Consider the following 22,921-nt stretch of genomic DNA (forward strand, 5'->3'; position numbering starts at 1 on the left):
AGTAGCTTATAAAGTCACGCAACTGCAAGCATATTATGAATGATGCAAACATTATTTTGCATCCTATTACTACCCAGCTATGCGAAGGGAGCTGTAATTCAGTTCATTCCACAAGCGCTCGAATGTTGACTCCCGCCGTATCGGCTTGAGTTCACACTCCCATACTACTAGCACTTGCCAGCCCTGTAATTCCAAGGCACGTTGTTGTTGCCAGTCACGGGCTTTATTGCGCCCTAATTTCTGCTGCCACCATTCAGTCCTTGATGCTGGAAGCTTAAAGCAGGGCTGGCCCTCGTGAGCATGCCAGAAACAACCATGTACCAGAATCACGGTACGGTACCGTGGCAATACAATGTCTGGCTTACCTGGCAAGTCTCCCCGGTGCAGTCGGAATCTGAGTCCTTGGCTGTGAAGCCACTTCCTCACGGTCATCTCAGGTTTCGTATCCTTGCTTCGGATACGCGACATATTGTAACTCCTCTGCGAAGGTGTAATCTTGTCCGCCATACCAACTCAACCCCTGGTTTTGCTCCCGTGTTCCGCTTTCATCACTGGGTGCTTGATCAGGTGGCATTTCTTTGAAAACCTTAACTGTTATGTATAGACCATCTCGTACTTATACATCTGATAGCTTGATTGTCAATAAATTGTATTCAAGGCGGGATTTGCGTGAGCTATTTGCTATTAATGATGCTACGATCAATACTGGCGTGTTTCGGCCCAAAGGCACCAATTCCGTATGGCTATTCGTGACTGAGGAAAAAGCAGCCGATAAAATCCAGTATAAGGATAAGCTGGAGGGTGATATACTTAAATGGCAAGGACAGCTTAGTGGCCGCACGGATAAGCTAATCATGAGTCATGCAACGGAGCACATTGAGTTATTGGTCTTCTATCGTCATAGTAAGCGGGAATATCCCAGTGCTGCCTTTCGTTATCTTGGACGCTTCGAATACGAAAGTCACCAGGCAGGAAAGCCCACTTCGTTTTTGTTAGTTGTCAATAAGGAGTGAAGGTTTGGGTTCTTCAACCAATTAATTGAAGTGTATTTATGACACAAATAGCGTGAAATCAGGACTCACCAGCGCCACAGAAGCCACGATCGGACTCTTCGCTCTCACATTCGATGGCTACGCATATACCGAAAAGATGTGGCAGCACCGGCCGGAGCGTGCCGCTGAACTCAGGGAGCAGTTGCATACCAGCGGCCGGCTGTCTGCTTATGCGGAGGAAAATTTTGCGGTGAATTTTCTGATGCACCGGGACTTTTACTCCTGGAAACATCTGCCGGAAAACCTTTCCCCTGTATGGTATCAGATGCTCTGGCTTTATCTGCACCTTTACCGCACACCGGTACCGACGGCATTCCGTCATGCCGACCTGTATCAGCAGTGGCAGCAGCGGCCTAAAGGTGCTGCTGAAGCCGCCGCCGCCGAGATCAGAATGATACTGAGCCGCCACCACTGATATGCTGTATCGTCTTGTTCCACAGCTCAGGTTAGGTGTTCAGGGGGCTGTATCCCATCAGTCCGGAAAATGGCAGCCTGTTCACCTGCGGCAGGGTAGCGTTGATGGAGCGTGCGGTGCATACAGCATCATGATGGTATTGCTCTTGTTGGGTCGGTTGGATTATGAACAGTTAACCGGATTGGAACAGACAGATGGCAGACGGCGTGAGGGCAGGTTTCTGGCAAGGCTGGAAAGATTTCCTGGTCTGTTCCGTCAAGGTATGGATATGCAGGAAGTACAGGGCTTGCTTCTGGATAGCTTTGGTAAAGTACTGCACGTGGAGCCTGCACCAAACGGAGGGGAAACATCCTGGGAATTCATAATTGGTCACCTTCAGAATGACCACCCCGTCGTTATCAGCGTTCGGAACGAAAGCTGTGGCCATTGGATGGTTGCAGTTGGAGTAGAATTCGACGACAGGCAGAAAGTGGTCAGGATACTGGCCCTGGACAGCTCAGCAGCGGCTTCCGGAATTTGTCCGTGGAATGCTTTTATTGAGGCCAGACAAAAGAGTAAGTCCCAATATTCCTTCAACTGGCATTCCGATGGTACGTCATGCTCCGTACAAATCGAGGATGTAGTAGCCATTTGGTGATTGTTGCTGGCCTAGCTGCTGAGTTGGTACCCGGCAATGACAGAAAAAGCCAGCCCACACTGTGTGGGCTGGCTTTTTCTGTCTTTATGATGTGCGTTACTGTCGTATCTATACCTCACCTGGAAGTATGCTGTAAGAATGCTCAGAACTGGTTGAACGAGTTTCGTTCTTCGTTCTAAGGTCTGATGTATCCGGCTGCGGTATAAGCACAATGGGAGTGCCCGCCACCGTTTCCCCGAACAGCGGGTTGGCCGGCAGCTGCTGCCCGCCGTTGCCATCCGGAATCTGGTTGAACAGCACCACCTCTTCGCCCGGCGTGCTGGCGGCCAGTGCATCGGTCAGGCGCTGGGGCGTCACCATGTCCAGCAGGTCGTGCACCAGCAGGGTCTGCGTACTCACGTCCACGTTGTAGGTCTGGTTCAGCGCGTTCATCATGGCTGTGGCCGTCTGGGCGTCGAGCAGGGCCGTAGCCAGGCGCGTAGCGTAGGAGCGGGCTTTGCGGTCAGCCTTGGCCCGCAGGCTCATGGCGCGCTTCATGCGCTGGCGGAACTGCTTCTGGTAAGGGGTCAGGGTTGCCATCTGATAACTGCCTTGCGGCGTTGAAGTGAAAAAGAAAGCGGCCGGCTCCGGGAAGCCGGCCGCGTGCCCGTTGATGCCAGGCGGCTAGCCCACGTATACCACCGCCAGCGGGTTGCTGCCGTTGTTGTTCAGCGGGTACATCTTGCCGTTCAGCTCCTGGTAGAAGTTGATGCCGAGCACGCCCAGCACCACGTCCGTTACGGCCGGGTCGGCGGGCAGCGTGGCCACCACGTTCTGCGCGCCCAGGGCGCCGCTTAGCGGTTGCGTGCCCAGCGGCGCGGCCACCGTGGCCACGGCAAAGGTTTTGGTGTCGAAGCTGAGCGCGGCTGCGGCGTACACAACCTCGTAATGGGTGGCGCCCTGCGGGCCGGCCACGTCGGTTTGCGGGTTGATGCCCGCCACGCTCAGCGTTACGTCCCGGCCGGCCAGCTCCACGCCGTAGCCGAAAAACAGCGTCTGGCTCAGGCCGGCCCCAGCGTTGAAGTTGAAGCCCAGCAGGCCGGCCGTGTTTTCTTTGAGCACCTGCCGGCCGCCCCGGTCATTGTCCTCGTCGAGGCTGATGATTTCGCGCATCTTCTGCGTCAGCCGGGCCACCAGCTTCTTGTCGCTGGCCGACTGGATAGCCTGGCGCAGCGCGTCACGTACCAGCTTGCCGGCCGAGGCCGCCTCGCCGAACTCCGAGGCGTTTTCCCGCGTGCGGGCCATGCTGGCCGAGCCGGCAAATGCCGCCTTGTTGGAAGCCGGCTTCTGCCGGATGCTGCCGTCCTTGGCAAACACGAGCCCGCCGACGGTGCCCTGAATGCCGATAATTCCGGTTTGTTGTGCCATGGGTGAAAAGGGAAAAGGAGTGAGGAAATGAGAAAAATCAGGGGAGAAGCGGCTGGCTCAGCGGGGACAGCCCGAGGCGTAGCGCCGCTTCCCGGCCGCGCTCAGATTGCGCCAGATGGAAGGCGGCACCGCCGGCGGGCAATGCCACAGCCCGCGCCCCTGGCGCTGGGCCTGCTGCTGCACGGCCGCCAGCCGCGGCACCTTGTGGCGGGGCGCCCAGGCCCACGCCCAGCCCCGCGCCACCAGCAGTGAGTCCAGGGCCACTGCCGGCCGCTTACCCGCCGCCGGCAGTACCACCGTAGCCAGGGTCCGGCCATACAGGTCCTGCCCGTGCAGGGTCAGGGCCACCAGCTGCCGGGGCGACAGCAGCCGGCGCACCGAGTCAGCCACCTGCCGGCCGTAGGGCTGGCCCGGCTCGGGTGCATCCGCCCCGGTCAGGCGCACCCGCAGCACCCGGCCACCGCTCAGCACGTCATAGGTGTCGCCGTCGATGACGCGCACCACCCGGCCGGCTTCCGTACGGGGCACGTCCGTACCGCCCCCGGTGCTGCCGGCGGCCGGCGGACAGCCCGTCAGCAGCCCGCCCAGCGCCAGGAAACCAATCGCAACCAATCGTAACGTATTGTTTGTCATGACGCTAAACCTATGTTCTGCGCCCGTCTGGTTGTATCTTTGTCTGTCCCGAACGCCCCCACTCTCCCCAGTATGCCCCAGGTTTGCATCTACCCCAAGGAGGCAGCCCAGCTTACGGGCACCAGCTACGACGCCGGCAAGCGCCTCCTCCAGCGCATCCGCCGCCACCTGGCCAAGCCGGCCCGCTCCTACGTTTCCATCGCCGAGTTCTGCCGCTACACCGGCCTGCCCGAGGCCGAAGTATGCGCCGCCCTCCGCCCGTAGCTGGAGGCAGGCAAAAGCCACCCTCCAGGCACCTTACAACTGCAGTAGTTACGTGGCGTCGGTACCGCATCTGTGCTTCCCCTGGTCGGCAGATACTTTCTGGTACGCCGGAGGACCAAAACCACCCAGGCCAGGCAACCCCTGGTTTATTTCACGCATCTGGCTCCTGTTGCCGGTACCCTCTGCCTTGTGCAGGGAGGCATCTGAAGTATGGCAGCTACTCTGGTTCCCAGGGTAGATCCTGGTTTCCCCGCTTTTATCCCGCTTTATACCGCATTCTGCGTTCTGATGAAGTTATTTACCACTACTGTTACCAGCATGTTGCTGTGTGCGTCGGCCTTCGGGCAGGACGTTCGTTCCTACGTGAGCACCCATACGGTGCCAGTGGCCATGATAAACCCGGCCGCCCCGGCCGACGAGTATGCCGATTTAGCCCCGCTGGGTGAAGCCATCGGCGAGGCCCGGGTAGTCATGCTGGGCGAGCAGGACCACGGCGACGGTCCGGCGTTCCAGGCCAAAACGCGCCTGATCAAATACCTGCACGAGCGCAAAGGATTCACTGTGCTGGCTTTCGAAAGCGACTTTTACGGCCTGACCACGGGCTGGAACCAACTGCCCAAACAACCCGACTCCATCCGGCACTTTCTGCGCCACAATATCTTTCCCGTCTGGACGCGCAGCGCCGACTGCCGCTACCTGTTTGAACAGTACATTCCTCAAAGCTTCCAGACCGCCAGCCCGCTCCAGGTGAGTGGCTTCGATTCGCAGCTGTATCTTAATTACAGCCACCTGCATCTGCGTGAAAACCTGGAGCGTTACCTGACCACCTCGGGTATTGCCGGCAAATTTGCCTCCCCCGCCGCCTGCCAGCAGTTTCTGGCGGCGGTGCAGGGATTGATGGTCAAACAGCGCACCAACACGCCTGACGCCTTCCCCCCGGCCATGCGCCGGGACCTGGAAAAAGGCCTGCAACTGATCAGCCAGGCCCAGCGCGCTGCCGCCGATACATCCGGCTGGCCGCGCGTAATCGCCAGCCTGCAGGCTTCCATTGCGACCAACTACCCGCTGCTGGCCCGCGACAAGGCCATGGCGGATAACCTGGAATTTCTGGTGGCTACGCAGTACCCGGATACCAAAGTCATTGTGTGGGCTGCCAATGCTCATATTCTGCGCTACCCGGACCAGCAGCCCGGCAAAGGCCGGGCTTTCGACATGGTAATCCGCAATAAGATGGGCTCGTATTTCACGCAAAACCCGCAACGGGCCCGGCAAACCTATGTGTTGGGCTTTGCCTCTTATCAGGGCACCGCCGGCCGGCTGACCATGCCTGCACCCTATACCATTGCCTTGCCGGAGAAGGATGGCCTGGAAACCTGGATTCCCCCCAGCGTTGTCTACGGCTTTCTGGATTTCACCTCCTACAACCGGCAGTTCAATACCCCAACCACGCCCTTCGCGTTGAAAAGCCCCGGTCATTCCCTGCCTCCCGGTTCCATTTCCCCTGTCGCCTGGAATCTGGCCTACGACGGCCTGTTCTTCATTCGCGACATGCAGGCGACGCAGAAAGCCGAATAACAGTACCGGTGTCGGCCGGTGCGTAGGCTGAGCGCAGGGCGGCAGCGGCCCAGGCCGCTAACACCCACTACCGCGCCGGCTCCCCGTCGAACCACTCGCCCAGAATCTTCTGCCAGGCATCCAGCACGGCCGGTGCCAGCAGCCGGGCTTTGTCTTTGGCGTAACGGTCCGTTACGTCTTCCTCGGCGTGGCCCAGCACCAGCCGGGCCAGTGCCTTATTACCGTTGCTGACCTGCTTGAGCAGCGTGGCAGCCGTGTGCCGGGCCGTGTGGGTGCTGATGACCTGCCAGATGGGGCGCCAGTTGTGCACCACCTTCCCGCCCGTAATCAGCCGGTCGTCCCATTCCCGGTTCAGCCCGGCCTGCCGGGCAATGTCTTTGATATAGTCGCCGCGCTGCTGCCAGGTGCGGGCCGGAAACTGCCAGCCCCACCGTTCCCCGATGTTCACCGCAATAGGGGGGAGGGGCACGGCCGCATCGTTGCCCGTCTTGCCCTGGGCGTGCAGCAGCGCCGGCACCCGCGTGCCATCCTCCAGCGTCAGCGTAATCCGCTCCCGCGGGTCGAACTTTTCCAGGTCCTCATACCGCCGCCCGCTGAACAGCTGAAACAGCCACCGGTCCCGTTCCTCAGCCAGTACGTCAGAAGTCGGCCGCCACCTGATCAGCCGCTGTACTTCCTCGATTTCCAGGTCCAGCTGCGGCGCGTTCTTGGCCGAATACTGCAGCCACGCCATGTCGGCCGGCAGCCCCAGCTGCTCGAAGCATTTGCGCAGCCCGGTGAAATGTACCTTGATGGTGGCGTCCGACTTCTGCAGGTCCAGCAGATGCTGCTGGTATTCCTTGGCAATCTTCTGCGTCACCTGCTCCGGCCGCAGATCGGGCCGCCAGCTTTCCATCATAGTGGCCAGCTGGTCGTACTTGCGCAGAGAGTCCTTGCCCAGGTTGCGGTTTTCCTCTTTCCACTCTTCCAGCACCTGCCGGAACGTGCGGCTGACCGGCTTTGCTGCTGCTACCGGTACCAGTACCTCTTCCACCTCCGACGGGAACAGCTCAGCCCGCAGCTGTTCCCGGGTTACCTTCTCGAACGGCGCCCGGTCAAACACTGCCTCGAAAGCCTGGGTAATGTCCCTGACCCACTCCGCCAGCCGGGAGTTCAGATACGCCTTGTCAGGATGGTCACCGATAACCTGTCCCGCCTCCGCATCCCAGAACGATTCCTCCCTGCCCCGCCGGTTCTTTCCTGCCGGAAGTACCAGCTCTCCCGTATCCAGCTGTAGTTCCTCGCCGTGCCAGCGGGCAGTCACCCGTACCGGGCAGAACCCCCGCCTGTTACATCTGGCCAGCCGCAGACTCATCCGCACGCTGATTTGCTTCCGGTAGGTAATCTGCTTTGCCATCCTGCCTGTGTCCCGGTATAGGTCCCGCTTTGTGTCCCGGTTTATATCTCAAGATAACCGGAACGCGGAGGAAAGGCAAGAAGGACGAAAGCAAAAAGTGGCCTGAAGCGGCCTAAAAACGAAGAAGCCCGCCGGGTATCGGCGGGCTTCTTCAACTTGAGCGCTCCCTCCTGGGCTCGAACCAGGGACCCTCTGATTAACAGTCAGATGCTCTAACCGGCTGAGCTAAGGAAGCGGTTATGGCGACGTTTATCTGTCGTTGCGGGTGCAATATTAGTGCATGCGGCTAGTTCCTGCAAGCATTGCGCTGAAAATAATTGTAAAAAATTAGCTAGTTCGTGATTGTCAGGACGTTGCCGGACAAAGAAGTTTGGTAGCGACGCAGCGCAATGTTGGCCGGCCCGCCCTGCACCTGGCCCTGGAAGTTGAACTGCGACTTGCAGCACGGGTCGAACAGCTGCACGAAAGGCGAGATTTTCACCCGGGCGCAGGTGTCGGCCGAGTTGTAGGTGCAGGTCCGCTCGAAGGCCAGATAGGTGCTGGCGTTTTGCCGCACCACAATAAGCCCCCGCACCCCGCCCGCGTGGTACACGGCCCCGTTGTCGAAGCGCAGCGCGCTGTTCTGCTGGTCGGTCAGGTAAAGCACCTCGTTGAAGGCCGTGAGCGGAATCTGGGGCTGAGCCTCCGAATTGCCCGCGCAGCTGGCCAGCAACGGGAGGCTGGCTACGGCTAAGGCCACAAGGAGGCTAGGCAGAGAAGAAACGCGGAACATAGGCGGATGCGCTAAGGATACGAGCAGAGAGGCTGGCCAGCTGTGAGCCGAAGTACCAGCCGAACAGGAAAGCCGCCTTAAAACGCCGAAGCTACGGCTTCTCGTTCCAGGGCGGCTTCCGGTTGGGCTGAGCCTCTATACTATCTATACTATAAAGGAGAAGGGCCCGATTTATTGTACGCCTTCAAACTGGCGCAGGAAGCGCAGGTCGTTTTCCGTGAACAAACGCAGGTCCTTGATCTGGTACTTGAGCATCGTAATCCGCTCGATGCCCATGCCCCAGGCGTAGCCCGAGTATTTCTCCGTGTCGATGCCCGACTGCTCCAGCACGTTGGGGTCGACCATGCCGCAGCCGCCAATTTCTACCCAGCCGCTCTGCTTGCAGATGTTGCAGCCCGCGCCCTTGCAGATCAGGCAGGTAATGTCGATTTCGGCGCTGGGCTCGGTGAAGGGGAAGAACGACGGCCGGAACCGGATGTTGATATCCTGACCGAACATTTCCTGCACGAAGTAATACACCGTCTGCTTCAGGTCGGCAAAGCTCACGCCCTCATCAATGAAAATGCCTTCGACCTGGTGGAACATCATGTGGGCGCGGGCCGAAATGGCCTCGTTGCGGTACACGCGGCCCGGCATGATGCTGCGAATCGGCGGCTTCTGGCTTTCCATCACGCGCACCTGCACGGTGCTGGTGTGGGTGCGCAGCAGCGCGTCGTGGGTGGGGTCGGCGGGGTTGCGGGTCACGAAGAACGTGTCCTGCATGTCGCGGGCCGGGTGGTTTTCGGGGAAGTTCAGAGCCGTGAAGTTGTGCCAGTCGTCCTCGATTTCTGGTCCCTCGGCCACGTTGAAGCCAATGCGGGAGAAAATCCGCACCATTTCCTCGCGCACCAGGCTCAGGGGGTGGCGCGTGCCCAGGGCCTGGGGCACCACGGGCAGCGTATAGTCGAACGTGGGGTCGGCGGGGGCGTTTTGCGCGGCGGCTTCCAGTTCCTGCTGGCGCTGGGTAAACTTCTCCAGGGCCAGCTGCTTGAGCTGGTTGAGCTCCTGGCCCACGGCCCGGCGCTGCTCCTGCGGCACGGTTTTCAGCAGGTCGAACAAATCGGCCAGCTGCCCTTTGCGCCCGGTGAAGGCAATGCGGAACTGCTCCAGCTGGTCGGGAGCGGAGAGGTCGTAAGCTTCGATTTCGGCGCGAAGGCGGTTGATTTGGTCCTGCATAGTACAGCAAAGGTACGCTTCCGGCGCAAAATCTGCCCGCAATTTGCCCGCGGGCCGGCCCCGCCCGCCCAAAGCAAAAAAAGTTGGTACGATTGCTGCAAAACCCCTCTCATCAAGCGGCACAGACGACTGAACGCGGGGCGCCACCCGTTCGAGTTATACGCCGACGGCTACGCGCCAGGTCTATCTTTCCTCCCTTTCGTCTTTTCTGAGTTATGAACCGTTTCCTGTCTTCCGCCTTCTTTCTGTTATTCGTAGGTGCCGCCTCGGCCCAGGCCCAGTCGCAAAATACGTCGGTTGGCTCGGCCGCCGAGTGGGCCTCGCCCGAGCTCGACCCCTGGACGATGAACGCGCCCCGCGCCGCCGCTGACCAGCCCGTAGCCGCTACCTCGGCCGAGCCCGCCAGCTACAACACCGGCTGGAGCAGCGCCCCCGGCATCAGCCTGAGCTTGCACAACAAGCCCAGCACCGACTGGTGGGGCCGCCCGCTCAAGAAAAAAGAGAAGAACAACCTGACCGCCGCCGTGGCGCAGCAAGAAACCAGCGTCGACCCCATGATGGAGTCGTCGGGCCAGATGATTGCGCCCGGCATGAACACGGCCCCCTACCGTGGCACCAGCACCGACTACTGGGGCCGCCCCGTGCGCAAAGCCAAGCGCCAGGATGCCAAGGTAGCCGCCAAGATTGCCAAAGCCTCGACCGTAGCCGCTACCACGGCCACTTCCGGCCAGTAGTATTTGGAGTAGCAGGTTCGCCGAAATTTCGGGGGTACCGTAGTAGAAACCAGCAGTGTATGTTCTACAGCTCAACTGGTTTGCTATGCGGTACCCCCGACTCTTTTTCTGGTTATTGACCCTGGCCCTGTGGCTGCCAGGGCTTGCGGCCCAGGCCCAAACCAAGCGCGCCAGTGGTTATCATAAAAAGGCCTCAGCCTCCCGCTCCCGCGCGGTGGCCCGCACGGCCAGCAACCGGCGCTATTCCGATGAGGACCGCCAGCGGCTGGCTCCCGGCATGCGCATCAACATGCCCACGCCGCCCAGCACCGACTACATGGGCCGCCCAATCAAGAAAAAAGTAGCCAAGCCGGCCTCCACCAGTTCCACCATTTCATCGGGCCAGACGGCCCCGGCTCCGGCTACGCCCGCCAAGGTGCAGAAGCGGCAGTGAGAAAAATATCGGGCCAAACGGCATTGTTAGCGCCGGAGTAGATATTTTTGTGGTTTCAGGCACAAATCCTACAGTTTCTGCGTAGTAGGGGAGAGTAAAAATCTTCTACTGCCACTTGTTTTCTCGCTATGCTACGTCCCGTTTTTTCGTGCCTTTTGTTGGTTGCCGTGTTGAGCACCTCAAACGCACTAGCCCAGCAAAGCCGCTCGAAATCGGCTAAAACGCCCGCTACCCCGGCTCCGGCCGCCGCCCCCGCTGCGGAGCCGGTGGCCACGCCCGCCCCCGACCCGGCGGCCACCAGCGGCTTTGCCGCTCCGGCCTCGGCTATGGAGGCAAACCCCCAGTCCAATGGCTTCGCCATTGCCCCGGGCTTCACGGCGGCTCCTTCGCACCGCGTGCGGATGGACTACCGTGGCCGGCCCCTGGCTCCCTACGTGAAGCGCAACGTAAGCGTGAATACCACGGCCCCGGCGCCGATGGTGGAAGCTACGCCCGTATCGGCGCCGGCTGAGCCCGCCGTGACGACCACCGAGGTAGCGGCCCCCGTGGCGGCTCCCGCCAGCAAATCGGCTTCGGCCTCGGCTACCAAGAAGGTAAGCAGCGCCGGTGCGGCTCCGGCAGCAGCAGCAGCGCCTAAGAAAGCTCCCGCCAAAAAGGCTCCCGCCAAGAAAGCTGACGACGGCTGGGGTTCTTCCGGCAGCGGCTGGTAAGCCATTCGCCTCTATCGAATCAACAAAAAAGCCTCCCCGATGCGTCGGGGAGGCTTTTTTAGTTAGGACCGGGGCGTTATTCCACTGCGTCGGTGGTGGCTAGCTCCGGGGTGGCCACGGTGGGCTGGGCCCGGTAGTAGAGCGTGGTGCTGTTTTCGGGGCGCAGGATGTCCTGGGCCATGGCGAGCAGGCCCTGGGGCGTAACGGCCTGCACCCGGGCGCTTTCCTGGTTGACGAGGTTGGCGTCGCCGATGAGCTTGCTGTAGGCCAGGTTCATGGCGCGGTTCAGCAGCTCGATTTCTTCGAACACGATGCTGGTTTCGGCCTGATTCTTTACTTTTTCCAGCTCTAGCTCGGGCACCAGCTCCTGGCGCAGCTCGGCCACGACGGCTTCGACGGCGGCATCGGCCTCTTCCGGGGTGACGCCCGCGTTGAGGCGGCCGTTGATGACGAGCAGGCCGGGTTCCAGGGAGCCGGTGCAGGACGCGGAAATGGAGTTGAATAGCGGCTGGTCCTTCACCACGCGCTGGTAGAGGCGCGACGACTTGCCCCGGCCCAGCACGTCGCTGAGCAGGTCGGCGGTGTGGTAGGTGGGCTCGGCGCGGCCGGGCATGTGGTAGACCTTGTAGAAGGCGCTGACCGGCACGTCGGCCGTGACGTCGAGCAGGCGGGCCTCAGTTTGGCGGGGCTCGGCGGGCAGGCTGCGCTCGTAGGGCGTACCGGCCGGGATGGGCCCGAACCACTTCTCGGCCAGGCGGCGCGCCTCGGCCACGCTGACGGGGCCGGCCACCACCAGGATGGCATTGACCGGGGAGTAGTGCTTGGCGAAGAAAGCCCGCACGTCGTCCATCACCGCGTTTTCGATGTGGCTGATTTCCTTGCCGATGGTGGGCCACTGGTAGGGATGGTGCTGGTAGGCCAGGGGCCGCAGCTTCAGCCAGACATCGCCGTAGGGCTGGTTGAGGTAGTTTTGCTTGAACTCCTCGACCACCACTTTGCGCTGCACCTCCAGGCCGTTTTCCGAGAAGGCCAGGCCCAGCATCCGGTCCGATTCGAGCCAGAAGGCGGTTTCGAGGTTGGCCGCCGGCAGCGTGAGGTAGTAGTTGGTGATGTCGGGGGAGGTAAAGGCGTTGTTTTCGCCGCCCACGTACTGCAGGGGCTCGTCGTAGTTGGGGATGTTGACCGAGCCCGAGAACATCAGGTGCTCGAAGAGGTGGGCAAAACCGGTGTGCTGCTCGTCTTCGTCGCGCGAGCCGACGTTGTAAAGCACGTTCAGAACGGCAATGGGGGTGGTATGATCCTCGTGGACGATGCAGCGCAGGCCGTTGGCGAGGGTAAATTCTTCGAAGTGAATCATGGGTGGCAAAGTGAAGGAGCGGGGCTGGGGGCCCCACCCAAAGGTAGGAACCCAGCAAACGTACAGGTAGCAGAAAACAGTGACCGGGGGAAGAAAAGTTTTCGGGGGCTGGCCGCGGGAGTCAGATTAATTTGTAATTAGGTAGCGCTATTTCCGGCCGTGGCCGAGCCGATCCGCTCTAGTACTATTTCCTATTGCACGTGGTTGTATTCTTCACTTATTCCCCCCTCTATCACCATGCCCAAAGGCAATAATTTCCTGGCCCCCGTGGCCGAAACCGATGCTGCGGCCGCCCGCGCCGCCATTAAAGCCCTGCAAGGCAAGCTGGCCTTCGTGCCCCAGCAGCCGGAAAGCCTACTGACCCCGGCTACCATCTCCTCGGAGCGGCTACCCCTGGCCGATCTGGCCCTGCAAGCCGCCGAGCAGGCCCCCAACATCATGCGCAAGGCCGCCGACCCCGAGCTGCTGCGCGCCAAAATCGAAGGCTACCGCGCCCTGGCCGTCCTGCGCAACATGTTGGCCCCCGAGCTGACCCGCCTCGACAACGCCATCAACGTGCTGGGCTCCGACATCCTGTTTCACGTCAACAACGTGCACGCCGACATCGAGAGCGACAAGGGCGAGAACGTAGACCTGGGCGAGCTGCGCCAGAGCATCAACGCGTACTACGCCAAGCCCGGCAACCGCAAGGGCGGGAAAGGCGGGACGGATAAGCCCAGCTAACTGCTGCCGACCAGCACCTGGGTACTCCCTGGGCTGACCACCGAAACGGCCTTTGCTACCACCGGACTGGTGATGGCAAAGGCCGTTTCATTGATCGGAATGACCAAAAAGGTGATTTGGATCGGTGTTTTGGTCATTCGAATGACCTTTTTAGTCATTCCGATCGGTGTTTCGGTGATTCGGATGACCATTTTAGTGATTCGAATGACCGTTTTGGTGATTCCGATGACTGATTCGGTGATTCCGATGACCGAAATGGTCATTCGAATCGGTGTTTTAGTGATTCGAATCACTAAAAAGGCCTTCGTTAGCCCCAAGTAGGAGGCTTTTGGTTGGCTGTAAGCCTACAACGTGGCCTTTATGCCGAGCAGGATGGTGCGGGCGGTGGGGTAGCTGCCCGCATCGAGGCCGGCTTGGGTGCTGCTGGCGCCAGCGGAGCTAACGTTGGGGTCGTAGCCGCGGTAGTTGGTCAAAATGAACAGGTTGTTGGCCCCCGCCCACACCGAAATCTGGCGGGTGTCGGTATTCCACACCTTATAGGAGAGGGTGAGGGAGGAAAGGCGCAGGTGGTTGCCCGATTGCAGGGTATAAGGGGAGGTGCGTTCCAGGATGGGGTGGCCGCCGGCGCGGGGTACGTCGGTAGCGGTGTTGGTGGGCGTCCAGCGGTTGCGCACCCGGCCCGAGGAGTTGTAGCCACCGGCCGGCTCGTCGAGGTTAAGCAAGGTCGTGTTCAGCATCTGGTAGCCAAAGAGGCCGTCGAGCTGGGTGAGCAGGCTAAAGCGCCGCCAGGCAAGATCCTGGCTGATGCTGAGCAGCCGCCGGGGCAGGCCGCTACCCAGCAACACCTGGTCGGCAGGGGTGATAATGCCGTTGTTGTCGATGTCGCGGAAATACGGCAGGCCATTGGCCGTGAGGCCCTGGTAGTCGTAGCCGTAGAAAGAGCTGAGGGGCTGCCCGTCTTCGGTCCGGTGGTAAATGCCGTACACCGGGCCGGCGGCGGGGTCGGTGGGCAGGGCCAGGCGGTTGCTGTTCAGGGCGGCGGCCAGGGTGGTTGTGCCCCGCACCGGGCCGGCCTGCCAGGCGCCAGCTACCGTTAGCTCCAGGCCTTTGTTGAGCACCTCGGTGCCGTCGATGCCGGCCAGGGAGCCCTGGGCGGTGCGGGCCTCGAGGTGCATGCGGCGCTGGTAGGCCCCGAGCGTAACGCTTAGCTGGTCCTGCCACAAACCCAGGGCAAGGCCCGCGTCGAACTGGCGCACTTGCTCCCGGCGAAACAGCCACTGCTGCGCGGGCGTGTTCGGGGGATAATTGGGAGCATACCACGCCACGCCGCCCGCCTGGCCGGGACTGGTATGACCCGTACCGGAGGTAAGGCCCCAGCCAACCCGGGCATCGAGCTTGCTCACGACGGTCTGGCCGTGCAGAAAGGCTTCCTGGCCGGCGTGCCAGGTGGCCTGCACACCGGGCAGCCATTCCGGGTCAAGATTGCCAAACAACGCCTGGTCGCGGCGCAGACTGCCCTGCACTTGGTAGCGCCCGGCGAAGGTATAGTCGGCCGTCAGCAGCAGGCTTTGCACCTGCACCTGGCTGGTGGAGGTGCTGCCGCCCACGCTGCCTTCCTGGCCGGGAAGGTAGTTGAGGTTTTCGTCCTGATACTCGTAGCTCTGGCGAACGGCTTGCAGGGCTGCGCCGACGGTATGGCGGCCGTCGGCGAAGGCGCGGCGGTAGCGCAGGGCGGGCTGCACCACCCACTGCTCGTAGGTGGCGCGGTTGTCGACGTACTGGCCGCCGGGCCGAAAGAAGAAGGGGTTGGAGATGCCGGGACCAAACAACTGGCTGTGCAGCACGGAGCGTTCCAGAGTGGCTTGTACTTCCAGGGTAAGCCCAGGGGCCAGGGTGTAATAGCCAGCCAGGCGGCCCAGCACCCGGTTCTGGCGGGGCCGCTGGTACGCCTCGTCGAGCAGCTGCACCGGGTTGTTGCCCTCGAAGATAACCTTGGCGTAGCTGCCGTCGGGGTTGCGCACGGGATAGATAGGCGGGGCCAGCACGGTACGCGTGAGCAAATCGTAGACCGGCAGGCGCTGCTGGGTCTGGCTGAGGCCCACCCCGGCTTCGGCCCGGAAGCGGTTGGTGAACTGATGGGCCACGAAGGCCCGGGCGTTGTAGCGCACCAGGCTCGACTGCCGCACCACGCCCTGCTGGTTGAGGTAGCCGGCACTCGCGTAGTAGCGGGTCTTGTCCGTGCCGCCATCCAGGCTCACCTGGTGCTCGTGCAGGGCCGCCGCGCGCAGGATTTCCGCCTGCCAGTCGGTGCCTTTGCCGAAGGCGGCCACCTCGGCGGCCGAGTAGCGGGGGCGGGTTCCGAAGTTGGTGTCCACATCGTTTCCCAGCTGGGCATATTCCTGGGCGTCGAGCAAATCGTAGCGGGTGCGGGCCTGCTGCACGCCGCCGTAGCCGGCATAGTGCAGGCGCGTCTGGCCCACCCGGCCCCGGCGGGTGGTGATGCGGATGACGCCGTTGATGCCCTGGAAGCCGTACTGGGCCGTTTCGAGGGCACCTTTCAGCACTTCTATCGTTTCGATGTCCTCGGCCGGGATGCTCAGCAGCGGATTGGCTTCCAGTTCCGAGGCTTCGATGGGCCGGAAGAAGGCGGTGGGGTTGCCGGAGTAGTTGTTGGGGGTAAAGGTGTTCTGAAACACCGGCGCGCCGTCGACCACGTAGAGCGGCTGGGCGTTGCCGCTGAGGCTGGCCGCCCCCCGGATGCGCACCAGGGCCTGGGCCCCCGGCGCCCCCGAGTAGGGGGTGACCTGCACCCCGGCCACCCGGCTGAGCAGGGGCTGGACGGTGACAAAGTGCGGCAGCGGCGCCGGCTCGCCGGCCGCCGCCAGCCGCAGCCAGCCGGTGGGGGCGGCCCGCAGGCTGTCGGGGGCGGGGCCGGCGAGGGAGTCGGTCTGCTGGGCCCGGGCCGGCAGGCAAGGCGCGACCAGCAAGCTCATAACGAGTAAGATTCGGGGCATAAAGGATAGGTGAGGGGAAAAGCAGCCCCGAAGATACGTCCAGCGGGCCGGCCGATTACCCATTGGCAAGGCCGTAATTTTCCTTTCGCCCAAACCTGTACTTTTGCCCTGCTTACCACCCACCCTTCCCCCCGTATGAACTTCGACCGGAAAGACTACTCCAACGACATCCTGCTTCACCTCTACCAGGGCCTGCTCAAGCCGCGCATGATTGAGGAAAAAATGCTCATTCTGCTGCGGCAGGGTAAGGTGAGCAAGTGGTTTTCGGGCATCGGGCAGGAAGCTATTTCGGTGGGCAGCACCCTGGCCCTGCACCCGGACGAGTACATTCTGCCCCTGCACCGCAACCTGGGCGTGTTTACCGGCCGCAACGTGCCCCTCGACCGGCTGTTTGCCCAGTGGCAGGGCAAAACCACCGGCTACACCAAGGGCCGGGACCGGAGCTTCCACTTCGGCACCAACGAGCACCACATCGTGGGCATGATCAGCCACCTGGGGCCGCAGCTGGCCGTGGCCGGCGGCATTGCCCTGGCCGATTTGCTGGATCAGGAGCCCCGCGTGACGGTAACCTACAGCGGCGACGGGGGCGCTTCCGAGGGCGACTTCCACGAGGCCCTGAACGTGGCCGCCGTGTGGCAGCTGCCGGTTATCTTCATCATCGAAAACAACGGCTACGGCCTGAGCACGCCCTCGCGGGAGCAGTTCCGCTTCAACTACTTCATCGACAAGGGCCCGGCCTACGGCATGGAAGCCGTGCAGGTGGATGGCAACAACGTGCTGGAAGTGTACGACACGGTGAAGCGCCTGGCCGAAGACCTGCGCCAGAACCCGCGCCCCGTGCTGCTCGAAGCCCTGACCTTCCGGATGCGCGGCCACGAGGAAGCCAGCGGCACGAAGTACGTGCCCCAGGAGCTGTTTGAGGAGTGGGGCCAGAAAGACCCGGTCGAGAACTACGAAAAGTGGCTGCTGGCCGAGGGTATCCTGGACGAAGAGGCCCGGATGCGCTTCCGCGAAACCATCAAGCGCGAAATCGAGGAAGGCCTGCGCGTCGCCGACGCCACACCCATGCCCACGGCCAACGTGGAGGAGGAAATAGCCGACATGTACCAGCCATTTGTGCCTAGTGCAGAGTGCCTGGTGCTTGGCCCGAACGACCCAAGCACCAAGCACCAGGCACTCAGCACTACCGACAAGCGCTACGTCGACGCCATCAGCGACGCGCTGCGCCAGAGCATGGAGCGCTACCCCGAGCTGGTGCTCATGGGCCAGGACATTGCCGACTACGGCGGGGTGTTCAAGGTCACGGAGGGCTTTGTGGGGCAGTTTGGCAAGGGCCGGGTGCGCAACACGCCCCTGTGCGAGTCGGCCATCGTGGGCGCGGGCCTGGGGTTGAGCATCCGGAAGAAGAAGGCCATGGTCGAAATGCAGTTTGCCGACTTCGTGACCTGCGGCTTCAACCAGATTGTGAACAACCTGGCCAAAAGCCACTACCGCTGGGCGCAGAATGCCGACGTGGTGGTACGCATGCCCACCGGCGCGGGCTCGGCGGCCGGCCCGTTTCACTCCCAGAGCAACGAGGCCTGGTTTACCCACACCCCGGGCCTGAAAGTGGTGTTTCCGAGTAACCCCCACGACGCCAAGGGCTTGCTCAACGCGGCCATCGAAGACCCCAACCCGGTGATTTACTTCGAGCACAAGATGCTCTACCGCAGCATCAGCGGGCCGGTGCCGGATGCCTACTACACCACGCCCATCGGCAAGGCCGCCCTGGCCCGGGAAGGCTCCGAGCTGAGCATCATTACCTACGGGGCCGGCGTGCACTGGGCCTCGCAGCTGGCCGACGAGCTGAAGCTGGACTGCGACATTCTGGATTTGCGCACCTTGCTACCCTGGGACGAGGAAGCCGTGCGGGCCACCGTGCTCAAGACCGGCCGGGTTATCCTGTTCCACGAAGACACGCTCACGGGCGGCATCGGGGGCGAAATTGCGGCCTGGATTGCCGAGCACTGCTTCGAGCATCTCGACGGCCCCGTGCAGCGCGTGGCGTCCCTGGACACGGCTATTCCCTTCTCGCCGCCGCTGGAAAAGGCTTTCCTGCCCCAGCAGCGCCTGCGCGAGCGGGTCGAGAAGCTGCTGGCCTACTAAAGCGGCGGCGGGCAGGCCTGATTCCCGGGGCCTGCCCGCGCCGCCAGTGTCTAGGTTGTTGTTTATCTTTCGGACTATCCTTTTCCGACGCTTACCCGTGAATCGTGCCGCATGAGCCGTTTGTCGTTTTCTAAGCTGCGCCGCCTCGGTGGGGGCCTGGCCCTGGGCTTGCTGCTGGTAGCGGGCGGGGGCTGCCGGCCCTACCGCATGCCCAACCCGACCGGGCCGCCCCAGCCTAAGGTGAAGAAGGCCGCCAACAAGGATGAGGTGTCGGCCGACGGCCGCAGCGCGGAAGCTACGTCCGAGATTAAGCCCATTCACAACAACTACGACAGGAAGGGCCTGCTGAAAAAGCCCAAGTACGAGCGGCGGCGCCTGAAAAAGAAGGTCGGTCAGCGCAAGTTCCTGGGCATTACGCTGCCCTTTTAATTCTGGTCAAGTGCCACTCCGCGCGGGAGTTACGTATACCGGCCCCGGCGGCGCCGTTAAACTCTTACGCCCCGCAACAGTCTGATTCAGCGGGCCTTTTTAACCTTGAATTGTATGCGTGTTATCTACTTGGCAGCCGGGTTGCTGCTGGCTTTTAGTACGGCCGCCTCGGCCCAGACCGACGACATGTACCCGGCGCGGAAGCGGGCCGAAAACCGCCGTGCCCTGCGCGACGCCCGCAAGTTCAAGGCCGAGTACAAGGACTCGCACCTGGCCGTGGATAAAACCGCCCTGAAGCCCGGCGGAACCGGCCGGCCGCAGCAACCTAATGACGGCCGCGAGAGTTATAAGTTCGACAACACGGGCATGCCCCGCGTGAGCGAGCCGGCCCACGTCGGGCTGGGCCTACGCACCAAAAAGAAAGCAAAGAAAGACTAGCTGTATGAGTACTCCCTGGCTGCCCCTCACCGAACCCGACCAACTGACCGACATCGTGCGCGAGTCGCACGAGCACCCGGTCCTGATTTTCAAGCACAGCACGAGCTGCTCCATCAGCGCTGCCGCCAAAAGCAAGCTGGAGCGCCAGTGGCCCGATGCCAACCTGTCCAACGTGACGATCTACTACCTCGACCTGCTCCGCTACCGGCCCATCTCGGGCGAAATAGCCAGCAAGTTCGGCGTGCGCCACGAGTCGCCGCAGCTGCTGCTGATTCAGGACGGCGCGTGCAGTTTCGACGCCTCCCACATGGGCATCCGCCTCAGCGACGTGCAGGCGCTGGTGAAGTAGTGAGTTAGTGAGTTAGCGACTTAGTGGTTTTGATGTTCTACCTGCGCCAGTCGTGCTAACGTGAACATCAAACTCACTAAGTCGCTAACTCACTAACTCACCATAGGCGAACTGAACCTCCTGCCGGATTTCCGGGTTCAGACTTAAGGCTACCGGGCAGGTCCGGGCCGCGTTTTCGAGCAGGGTTCGTTCCTTCTCGGTCAGGGTGGCGGGCATGTGGAAGTGCACGTCGATCTGGGCAATGCGCCGGGGCTCGGCCGCCATGTGCTTGTTTACCGTGAACCGTACGCCGGTCAGGTCTAGCTGGTGGCGTTCGGCCACGATACCCATGATGGTCATCATGCAGGTGCCCAGGGCCGCGCTGACCAGATCGGTGGGGGAAAATGCCTCGCCCCGGCCGTGGTTATCAAGGGGTGCGTCGGTGACGATAGTGGTTCCCGAGGCAGTGTGCTGGGCTTCGGAACGCAGATTCCCGGCGTAGCGGGCGGTGGCGGTGCTCATAGTCAGAAAGTTGGCAAGACAATGCTCACAAATTTACGTACTTTAGATAGTACGGCCCCCGGGCCGGCCCTTTCGCGGTTACTTCCTCCATCCTTAGCTACCTCGCCTCCCGTGCGCCACCTCTACACTTTCGGCTTTTGTGTACTAGCCTTGCTCGGAACGTCGCTTCGGGGGCAGGCCCAGAGCAACGACGAGCCTTCCTACCGCAAGGAGTTCACCTACGGCATCAACTTCAACACCCGGGGCGGCCTGATTGGCGGCGCGGCGGTGCGCTCAACCCGCGTGCTGGACGAGAAATGGTCCCGCTTCTGGGGTATTGAGGGCGTGGAAGTGAAGCACCCCAAGGAGCAGCGCGTACTGAACGGCTCAACCGGGGGCTCGTTCGTGTACGGCAAGTCGAACTACCTGTTCGTCATCCGGCCGTCCTTCGGCATGCAGCGCGTGATTTTCCGCAAAGCCCCTGAGTCCGGGGTGCAGATTAACGCCCTGCTGGGGGCCGGTCCTTCGGTGGGCCTGCTGATGCCCTACTACATCTACTACGACTACACCCTGCGGGAGCCCGGCACGGGCCGGACGGTGCAGGAGGACATCCGCAGTGAGCAGTACGACCCCGAGAAACATTCCTCGGGCGAGCTGATCCTGGACCGGGCCCCGATTTTCTCCGGCGCGGCCGAAACCAAGGTCAGGCTCGGCGGCCACCTGCGCGGCGCCCTGAGCTTCGAGTACGGCCGCTACCGCGACGCGGTGGCCGGGATTGAAACCGGCTTTCTGTTCGAAGTGTACCCCAAGAACCTGACGATTCTGCGGGCTCCCAACATCAACGACAACACGCTGAACACCAATTTTTTTCCTTCGGTGTATCTGACGCTGTATATCGGGCACCGCAGCTAGGCGAAAAACTCCGCCTTTTGCGGCGACAAAAAGGACTTTTCGGACGTTGGGGTGTTTATCCTCCTGACGACTGAAAAGTCCTCCGCTTTTTTAGCCATCGGCTTTCGATGGTACTCATAACTGCTAACCGACTGCTACCTTTGTAGTATGGATGACCTGCTGCTGACTTTACCTATCATTCAAGCCGAAACGGCCGCTCCGGCGGTGCCGGCCAAGCCCCGCAAGCCCGACTGGCTGCGCGTGAAGCTGCCGGTAGGCCCCGAGTACGCCAAAGTCCGCCGCCTGGTGGACGAACATAAACTGCACACGATCTGCGAGAGCGGCAACTGCCCCAACATGGGCGAGTGCTGGGGCGCCGGCACGGCCACCTTCATGATTCTGGGCAACGTGTGCACGCGCTCCTGCTCGTTTTGCGCCGTGGCCACGGGCCGCCCCAACGAGTACGACACCGACGAGCCCCGCCGCGTGGCCGAAGCCATTCAGCTCATGGGCGTGAAGCACGCCGTGATTACTAGCGTCAACCGCGACGAGCTGAAGGACCGCGGGGCCAGCATTTGGCTCGAAACGGTGGTGCGCATCAAGGAGCTGAGCCCCGCTACGACCATCGAAACGCTGATTCCGGATGTGAAAGCCAACTGGGCCGCCTTGGACACGATGATTGCCGGCGGGCAGGAAGTGGTGTCGCACAACGTGGAAACCGTGGGCAGCCTCTACCGCCTCGTGCGGCCCCAGGCTAAGTACGACCGGAGCCTGGAGCAGATCCGGCGCACCAAGGAAGCCGGCAAGCGCACCAAGTCGGGCATTATGCTGGGCCTGGGCGAAACCAAGGAGGAAATGTACCAGGCCATGGACGATCTGGCGGCCAACGGCCTCGACATCCTGACCCTGGGCCAGTACTTGCAGCCCACCAAGCGCCACATTGAAGTCGCCGAGTTTATTCACCCCGACCTGTTCGCCCATTACCGCGAGGAGGGCCTGCGCCGGGGCTTGAAGTACGTGGAAGCCGGCCCGCTGGTGCGCAGCAGCTACCACGCCGAGCGCCACGTGAACGTGCCAATTTAAACCAACCACGACCGGATACAACTAAAAAGCGCGGCTCCCAGACCTGGGAGCCGCGCTTTTTAGTGACTGGCTACGCTGAATTAGCGGTTTGCCTGGCTGTTGCGGCCATCGGTGGGCGGGTAGTTGCCCAGCACGCTGCCGACGATGCGGTACACTTCCGGCTCGGAGATGGTGCGGTTGTCAATCTGGGCCTCGCCCATGCCGCGCCACGCCAGCTCCTTGCGCTTGGCATCCACGATGTCGATGATGACGGTGCCTTCCTTGTATTGCGACACGGTGTTCATGCCCCGGCCGTAGCCGTAGTAGCCGTAGCCGAAACCGTAGGGCGAGTACGGATAGTTGACGCGCTGCTTGTCTTCTACCTTGGCGCTGTATGCCACGTAGATATCCGGGTTTTTGTCGACCTGCGTCAGGCCTTTGCGGCCCATTTCAGCCTCCACAGCCGTGCGCATGCGCTTGTCGAAGAAGGATTCGTAGCCCTTGGCCGGACCGCCTTCGGTGTCGGTCATTTGCTGCGGGTACCAGCCCCAGGTTTTATAGGCCCGGAAGTTTACGGAGTGGTCGAAGTCGGAGGAGACGCCTACGTGGGAGCTGGCGCAGCTGCTGGCCCCCAGCAGCAGGGAAAGACCCACGGCAGCCATAGCAACCGGACGGGAAAGGAAACGGGATATGCGGTTCATCGGTGGTTGATCAGATAGTGAATAAACAAGAACCCGAAAGGCAGTGGTTGGTTGGCAGCAAGGTGCGAAAAATCCAGCTTTGCGGGGTT

The 22,921-nt window shown here is 61.7% G+C and carries 27 protein-coding genes and 1 tRNA gene; 15 read left to right on the top strand and 13 right to left on the bottom strand.

Annotated elements, in window-relative coordinates; genetic code table 11:
* Positions 1 to 69: 69 nt before the first annotated feature.
* Entirely contained in the window at positions 70 to 507 is a 438-nt protein-coding gene (locus E5K00_RS14750; protein WP_135464088.1) for a very short patch repair endonuclease, read from the bottom strand.
* Positions 508 to 578: 71 nt separating this feature from the next.
* Between E5K00_RS14750 and E5K00_RS14755 the strand changes: the two genes are divergently transcribed.
* From E5K00_RS14755 to E5K00_RS14765, 3 genes are read left to right on the top strand one after another with little or no spacing between them, the layout of a single operon-like run.
* A complete protein-coding gene (locus tag E5K00_RS14755) occupies positions 579 to 1,013 on the top strand; it encodes a DUF3427 domain-containing protein (protein ID WP_135464089.1) in 435 nt (144 codons plus the stop codon).
* Positions 1,014 to 1,065: 52 nt separating this feature from the next.
* Complete coding sequence (locus E5K00_RS14760; RefSeq protein ID WP_135464090.1) at positions 1,066 to 1,467, top strand: hypothetical protein; 402 nt, start codon at positions 1,066 to 1,068, stop codon at positions 1,465 to 1,467.
* Position 1,468: 1 nt separating this feature from the next.
* On the top strand, positions 1,469 to 2,104 hold the full coding sequence (locus tag E5K00_RS14765) for a hypothetical protein (protein WP_135464091.1): 636 nt from the start codon (positions 1,469 to 1,471) through the stop codon (positions 2,102 to 2,104).
* A 108-nt stretch (positions 2,105 to 2,212) separates the two neighbouring features.
* On the opposite strand, the gene E5K00_RS14770 is transcribed toward E5K00_RS14765, so the two are convergent.
* The 3 genes from E5K00_RS14770 to E5K00_RS14780 form a co-directional block, all read right to left on the bottom strand.
* Positions 2,213 to 2,683 carry a hypothetical protein gene (locus tag E5K00_RS14770; RefSeq protein ID WP_135464092.1) on the bottom strand — a complete coding sequence of 157 codons (471 nt, stop codon included), beginning with the start codon at positions 2,681 to 2,683 and terminating at the stop codon, positions 2,213 to 2,215.
* Positions 2,684 to 2,767: 84 nt separating this feature from the next.
* Complete coding sequence (locus E5K00_RS14775) at positions 2,768 to 3,511, bottom strand: hypothetical protein (protein ID WP_135464093.1); 744 nt, start codon at positions 3,509 to 3,511, stop codon at positions 2,768 to 2,770.
* A 57-nt stretch (positions 3,512 to 3,568) separates the two neighbouring features.
* Entirely contained in the window at positions 3,569 to 4,123 is a 555-nt protein-coding gene (locus E5K00_RS14780; RefSeq protein WP_245328304.1) for a thermonuclease family protein, read from the bottom strand.
* 93 nt (positions 4,124 to 4,216) lie between these two features.
* Between E5K00_RS14780 and E5K00_RS14785 the strand changes: the two genes are divergently transcribed.
* Together E5K00_RS14785 and E5K00_RS14790 are read left to right on the top strand one after the other, a co-directional pair.
* Complete coding sequence (locus E5K00_RS14785) at positions 4,217 to 4,408, top strand: hypothetical protein (RefSeq protein WP_089332422.1); 192 nt, start codon at positions 4,217 to 4,219, stop codon at positions 4,406 to 4,408.
* Positions 4,409 to 4,696: 288 nt separating this feature from the next.
* Positions 4,697 to 5,983 (top strand): erythromycin esterase family protein, encoded by a 1,287-nt coding sequence (locus E5K00_RS14790; protein ID WP_167856908.1) that lies wholly within the window; start codon positions 4,697 to 4,699, stop codon positions 5,981 to 5,983.
* Between the two features lie 67 nt (positions 5,984 to 6,050).
* Here E5K00_RS14790 and E5K00_RS14795 read toward each other — a convergent pair whose 3' ends face one another.
* From E5K00_RS14795 to pheS, 4 genes are all read right to left on the bottom strand, one after another.
* Entirely contained in the window at positions 6,051 to 7,286 is a 1,236-nt protein-coding gene (locus E5K00_RS14795; RefSeq protein ID WP_135464096.1) for a phage integrase SAM-like domain-containing protein, read from the bottom strand.
* Positions 7,287 to 7,540: 254 nt separating this feature from the next.
* Positions 7,541 to 7,614 (bottom strand) — tRNA-Asn (locus tag E5K00_RS14800).
* 96 nt (positions 7,615 to 7,710) lie between these two features.
* A complete protein-coding gene (locus E5K00_RS14805; RefSeq protein ID WP_135464097.1) occupies positions 7,711 to 8,118 on the bottom strand; it encodes a hypothetical protein in 408 nt (135 codons plus the stop codon).
* Between the two features lie 204 nt (positions 8,119 to 8,322).
* A complete protein-coding gene (gene pheS, locus E5K00_RS14810) occupies positions 8,323 to 9,366 on the bottom strand; it encodes a phenylalanine--tRNA ligase subunit alpha (RefSeq protein ID WP_135464098.1) in 1,044 nt (347 codons plus the stop codon).
* Positions 9,367 to 9,581: 215 nt separating this feature from the next.
* On the opposite strand from pheS, the gene E5K00_RS14815 reads away from it, so the two are divergent.
* The 3 genes from E5K00_RS14815 (at position 9,582) to E5K00_RS14825 (ending at position 11,243) form a co-directional block, all read left to right on the top strand.
* Positions 9,582 to 10,100, top strand: coding sequence for a hypothetical protein (locus tag E5K00_RS14815; RefSeq protein ID WP_135464099.1), 519 nt, complete (start codon positions 9,582 to 9,584; stop codon positions 10,098 to 10,100).
* An 85-nt stretch (positions 10,101 to 10,185) separates the two neighbouring features.
* Positions 10,186 to 10,533 carry a hypothetical protein gene (locus E5K00_RS14820; RefSeq protein ID WP_135464100.1) on the top strand — a complete coding sequence of 116 codons (348 nt, stop codon included), beginning with the start codon at positions 10,186 to 10,188 and terminating at the stop codon, positions 10,531 to 10,533.
* Positions 10,534 to 10,700: 167 nt separating this feature from the next.
* Complete coding sequence (locus tag E5K00_RS14825) at positions 10,701 to 11,243, top strand: hypothetical protein (protein ID WP_135464101.1); 543 nt, start codon at positions 10,701 to 10,703, stop codon at positions 11,241 to 11,243.
* Between the two features lie 76 nt (positions 11,244 to 11,319).
* On the opposite strand, the gene E5K00_RS14830 is transcribed toward E5K00_RS14825, so the two are convergent.
* On the bottom strand, positions 11,320 to 12,600 hold the full coding sequence (locus E5K00_RS14830; RefSeq protein ID WP_135464102.1) for a M16 family metallopeptidase: 1,281 nt from the start codon (positions 12,598 to 12,600) through the stop codon (positions 11,320 to 11,322).
* A 237-nt stretch (positions 12,601 to 12,837) separates the two neighbouring features.
* Here E5K00_RS14830 and E5K00_RS14835 point away from each other — a divergent pair, with 237 nt between their 5' ends.
* Positions 12,838 to 13,323, top strand: coding sequence for a hypothetical protein (locus tag E5K00_RS14835; protein WP_135464103.1), 486 nt, complete (start codon positions 12,838 to 12,840; stop codon positions 13,321 to 13,323).
* Here E5K00_RS14835 and E5K00_RS14840 read toward each other — a convergent pair.
* Entirely contained in the window at positions 13,320 to 13,586 is a 267-nt protein-coding gene (locus E5K00_RS14840) for a hypothetical protein (protein ID WP_135464104.1), read from the bottom strand. The two genes, E5K00_RS14835 and E5K00_RS14840, sit on opposite strands and share 4 nt — an antisense overlap.
* Before the next feature lie 81 nt (positions 13,587 to 13,667).
* The gene (locus tag E5K00_RS14845; RefSeq protein WP_167856909.1) at positions 13,668 to 16,337 is read right to left on the bottom strand and encodes a SusC/RagA family TonB-linked outer membrane protein; all 2,670 of its coding nucleotides are present in this window, start codon (positions 16,335 to 16,337) and stop codon (positions 13,668 to 13,670) included.
* Positions 16,338 to 16,472: 135 nt separating this feature from the next.
* Here E5K00_RS14845 and E5K00_RS14850 point away from each other — a divergent pair, with 135 nt between their 5' ends.
* The 4 genes from E5K00_RS14850 (at position 16,473) to ytxJ (ending at position 19,698) form a co-directional block, all read left to right on the top strand.
* Positions 16,473 to 18,482: an alpha-ketoacid dehydrogenase subunit alpha/beta gene (locus E5K00_RS14850; protein ID WP_135464106.1), complete on the top strand. Its 2,010-nt coding sequence runs from the start codon at positions 16,473 to 16,475 to the stop codon at positions 18,480 to 18,482.
* A gap of 111 nt (positions 18,483 to 18,593) precedes the next feature.
* Positions 18,594 to 18,911 (top strand): hypothetical protein, encoded by a 318-nt coding sequence (locus tag E5K00_RS14855; RefSeq protein WP_135464107.1) that lies wholly within the window; start codon positions 18,594 to 18,596, stop codon positions 18,909 to 18,911.
* A gap of 114 nt (positions 18,912 to 19,025) precedes the next feature.
* Positions 19,026 to 19,349, top strand: a complete 324-nt coding sequence (locus tag E5K00_RS14860) for a hypothetical protein (RefSeq protein WP_135464108.1) — start codon at positions 19,026 to 19,028, stop codon at positions 19,347 to 19,349.
* Positions 19,350 to 19,353: 4 nt separating this feature from the next.
* A complete protein-coding gene (gene ytxJ / locus E5K00_RS14865) occupies positions 19,354 to 19,698 on the top strand; it encodes a bacillithiol system redox-active protein YtxJ (protein ID WP_135464109.1) in 345 nt (114 codons plus the stop codon).
* 84 nt (positions 19,699 to 19,782) lie between these two features.
* Here the strand turns inward: ytxJ and E5K00_RS14870 are convergent, their stop codons facing one another.
* Entirely contained in the window at positions 19,783 to 20,199 is a 417-nt protein-coding gene (locus tag E5K00_RS14870; RefSeq protein WP_135464110.1) for an OsmC family protein, read from the bottom strand.
* A gap of 111 nt (positions 20,200 to 20,310) precedes the next feature.
* On the opposite strand from E5K00_RS14870, the gene E5K00_RS14875 reads away from it, so the two are divergent.
* Together E5K00_RS14875 and lipA are read left to right on the top strand one after the other, a co-directional pair.
* On the top strand, positions 20,311 to 21,090 hold the full coding sequence (locus tag E5K00_RS14875; RefSeq protein WP_245328305.1) for a hypothetical protein: 780 nt from the start codon (positions 20,311 to 20,313) through the stop codon (positions 21,088 to 21,090).
* Positions 21,091 to 21,249: 159 nt separating this feature from the next.
* Positions 21,250 to 22,152, top strand: a complete 903-nt coding sequence (lipA, locus tag E5K00_RS14880; protein WP_375378233.1) for a lipoyl synthase — start codon at positions 21,250 to 21,252, stop codon at positions 22,150 to 22,152.
* An 80-nt stretch (positions 22,153 to 22,232) separates the two neighbouring features.
* On the opposite strand, the gene E5K00_RS14885 is transcribed toward lipA, so the two are convergent.
* On the bottom strand, positions 22,233 to 22,793 hold the full coding sequence (locus E5K00_RS14885; protein ID WP_167856910.1) for a DUF4136 domain-containing protein: 561 nt from the start codon (positions 22,791 to 22,793) through the stop codon (positions 22,233 to 22,235).
* Positions 22,794 to 22,921: the final 128 nt, after the last annotated feature.

It is taken from the genome of Hymenobacter aquaticus (genome assembly GCF_004765605.1).
Lineage (GTDB): Bacteria > Bacteroidota > Bacteroidia > Cytophagales > Hymenobacteraceae > Hymenobacter > Hymenobacter aquaticus.